The sequence below is a fragment of the Xenorhabdus stockiae genome (assembly GCF_002632825.1).
Lineage (GTDB): Bacteria > Pseudomonadota > Gammaproteobacteria > Enterobacterales > Enterobacteriaceae > Xenorhabdus > Xenorhabdus stockiae.
Genome location: NZ_NJAJ01000008.1, coordinates 161,415 through 164,368, shown reverse-complemented (window position 1 = coordinate 164,368; position 2,954 = coordinate 161,415). Strand labels below are relative to the sequence as shown.

Genomic DNA, 2,954 nt, shown 5'->3' with positions numbered 1-2,954 from the left:
CAAAACACCTTCGGTGTTGTCAGGTTAAGCCGCACGGTTCATTAGTACTGGTTAGCTCAACGTCTCGCAACGCTTACACACCCAGCCTATCTACGTCCTCGTCTCGAACGTTCCTTTAGGATTCTCAAGGAATCAGGGAAGACTCATCTCAAGGCAAGTTTCCCGCTTAGATGCTTTCAGCGGTTATCTCTTCCGCACTTAGCTACCGGGCAGTGCCATTGGCATGACAACCCGAACACCAGTGGTGCGTCCACTCCGGTCCTCTCGTACTAGGAGCAGCCCCTTTCAATCTTCCAACGCCCACGGCAGATAGGGACCGAACTGTCTCACGACGTTCTAAACCCAGCTCGCGTACCACTTTAAACGGCGAACAGCCGTACCCTTGGGACCTACTTCAGCCCCAGGATGTGATGAGCCGACATCGAGGTGCCAAACACCGCCGTCGATATGAACTCTTGGGCGGTATCAGCCTGTTATCCCCGGAGTACCTTTTATCCGTTGAGCGATGGCCCTTCCATTCAGAACCACCGGATCACTAAGACCTACTTTCGTACCTGCTCGCGCCGTCACGCTCGCAGTCAAGCTAGCTTATGCCTTTGCACTAACCTCACGATGTCCGACCGTGATTAGCTAACCTTCGTGCTCCTCCGTTACGCTTTGGGAGGAGACCGCCCCAGTCAAACTACCCACCAGACACTGTCCGCAACCCGGATAACGGGCCTACGTTAGAACACCAGCCATTAAAGGGTGGTATTTCAAGGATGGCTCCATGCAGACTGGCGTCCACACTTCTTAGCCTCCCACCTATCCTACACATCAAGGACCAGTGTTCAGTGTCAAGCTATAGTAAAGGTTCACGGGGTCTTTCCGTCTTGCCGCGGGTACACTGCATCTTCACAGCGAGTTCAATTTCACTGAGTCTCGGGTGGAGACAGCCTGGCCATCATTACGCCATTCGTGCAGGTCGGAACTTACCCGACAAGGAATTTCGCTACCTTAGGACCGTTATAGTTACGGCCGCCGTTTACTGGGGCTTCGATCAAGAGCTTCTCCTTACGGATAACCCCATCAATTAACCTTCCAGCACCGGGCAGGCGTCACACCGTATACGTCCACTTTCGTGTTTGCACAGTGCTGTGTTTTTATTAAACAGTTGCAGCCAGCTGGTATCTGCGACTGGCTTCAGCTCCGGGAGCAAGTCCCTTCACCTACTGCCAGCGTGCCTTCTCCCGAAGTTACGGCACCATTTTGCCTAGTTCCTTCACCCGAGTTCTCTCAAGCGCCTGAGTATTCTCTACCTGACCACCTGTGTCGGTTTGGGGTACGATTCAATGTTACCTGGAGCTTAGAGGCTTTTCCTGGAAGCCGGGCATCTGTCACTTCAGCACCGTAGTGCCTCGTCATCACGCCTCAGTGTTATACAGCGGTCCGGATTTACCAAGACTGCCCACCTACACGCTTAAACCGGGACGACCGTCGCCCGGATGACATAGCCTTCTCCGTCCCCCCTTCGCAGTAACACCAAGTACAGGAATATTAACCTGTTTCCCATCGACTACGCTTTTCAGCCTCGCCTTAGGGGTCGACTCACCCTGCCCCGATTAACGTTGGACAGGAACCCTTGGTCTTCCGGCGTGCGGGTTTTTCACCCGCATTATCGTTACTTATGTCAGCATTCGCACTTCTGATACCTCCAGCAGCCCTCACAGGCCACCTTCAACGGCTTACAGAACGCTCCCCTACCCAACAACACTTACGTGTCGCTGCCGCAGCTTCGGTGCATGGTTTAGCCCCGTTACATCTTCCGCGCAGGCCGACTCGACCAGTGAGCTATTACGCTTTCTTTAAATGATGGCTGCTTCTAAGCCAACATCCTGGCTGTCTGAGCCTTCCCACTTCGTTTCCCACTTAACCATGACTTGGGGACCTTAGCTGGCGGTCTGGGTTGTTTCCCTCTTCACGACGGACGTTAGCACCCGCCGTGTGTCTCCCGTGATAACATTCTTCGGTATTCGCAGTTTGCATCGGGTTGGTAAGTCGGGATGACCCCCTAGCCGAAACAGTGCTCTACCCCCGAAGATGAATTCACGAGGCGCTACCTAAATAGCTTTCGGGGAGAACCAGCTATCTCCCGGTTTGATTGGCCTTTCACCCCCAGCCACAAGTCATCCGCTAATTTTTCAACATTAGTCGGTTCGGTCCTCCAGTTAGTGTTACCCAACCTTCAACCTGCCCATGGCTAGATCACCGGGTTTCGGGTCTATACCCTGCAACTTAACGCCCAGTTAAGACTCGGTTTCCCTGCGGCTCCCCTATACGGTTAACCTTGCTACAGAATATAAGTCGCTGACCCATTATACAAAAGGTACGCAGTCACACCCCAAAGGGTGCTCCCACTGCTTGTACGTACACGGTTTCAGGTTCTCTTTCACTCCCCTCGCCGGGGTTCTTTTCGCCTTTCCCTCACGGTACTGGTTCACTATCGGTCAGTCAGGAGTATTTAGCCTTGGAGGATGGTCCCCCCATATTCAGACAGGATACCACGTGTCCCGCCCTACTCATCGAACTCCCACTGCCAGCGTTTTCAGATACGGGGCTATCACCCTTTACTGCCGGCCTTTCCAGACCGTTCTCCTGACGCTGACACTGATGTTGGTTCTGGGCTCCTCCCCGTTCGCTCGCCGCTACTGGGGGAATCTCGGTTGATTTCTTTTCCTCGGGGTACTGAGATGTTTCAGTTCCCCCGGTTCGCCTCCTGACCCTATGAATTCAGGTCAGGATAGTGCAACGGATTGCACTGGGTTTCCCCATTCGGGTATCGCCGGGTCTTGCGGGTCATATCCCCTTCCCGGCGCTTATCGCAGATTAGCACGCCCTTCATCGCCTCTGACTGCCTAGGCATCCACCGTGTACGCTTAGTCGCTTAACCTCACAACCCGAAGGTGTCTTCGGAT

The 2,954-nt window shown here is 53.9% G+C and carries 1 rRNA gene; it reads right to left on the bottom strand.

The window, feature by feature from the left end:
- Positions 1-20: 20 nt before the first annotated feature.
- Positions 21-2,929 (bottom strand): 23S ribosomal RNA (locus Xsto_RS23070).
- Positions 2,930-2,954 lie beyond the last annotated feature (25 nt).